Origin of the sequence: Acinetobacter sp. USHLN143 (assembly GCF_037145695.1) — a bacterium.
In the GTDB taxonomy this organism is placed as follows: Bacteria; Pseudomonadota; Gammaproteobacteria; order Pseudomonadales; family Moraxellaceae; genus Acinetobacter; species Acinetobacter fasciculus.
Map to the genome: position 1 here is coordinate 1 of NZ_JBBCWZ010000219.1, position 450 is coordinate 450.

At 44.0% G+C, this 450-nt stretch carries 1 pseudogene; it reads right to left on the reverse strand.

Annotated features, from left to right (window positions below):
- Nucleotides 1–344 (reverse strand): annotated as a pseudogene (locus tag WFH18_RS17780) (IS66 family transposase); the annotation flags it as partial.
- Nucleotides 345–450 lie beyond the last annotated feature (106 nt).

A 450-nucleotide genomic window follows, 5' to 3' on the forward strand; every position in this document is an offset into this window, starting at 1 on the left:
GGGGCTTTCTGTGCAGCTGCATTGGTTTTATCTGCATTCAGTCGTTCCAGTTCCAGATCAACCGCTGCAATATCTTCTTCAACCGCTTCATCCCAGAGATGGATTTGTTTTGCGGTTAGATGTTCGTTTTTACTGCCGAATTTATGCTGTTTAAATAGTGCAAGCTCATGCTCGTATTTTTGATTGAGAATAGAGAGATGTTGGTTGCATGCTTCCAGATGTTGAACTTTGGCATCTAATTGCTGATTTGATTGTGCCAAAGACTGATGCTGCATCGCTAATTGCCGGGTAAATTCCAGCAGTTGCTCATGGGTCAGTTGGTTTAAATCAGGCAGCGTTTTCATGACCGCAGTATGCCTGAGGTCATGATGCAGAGGAAATAGAACGTTTGGAGAATAGCAGAATGGATGAGCCTGGTTTAGAGCATTGTTACCACTTGCTGCAGTCCGA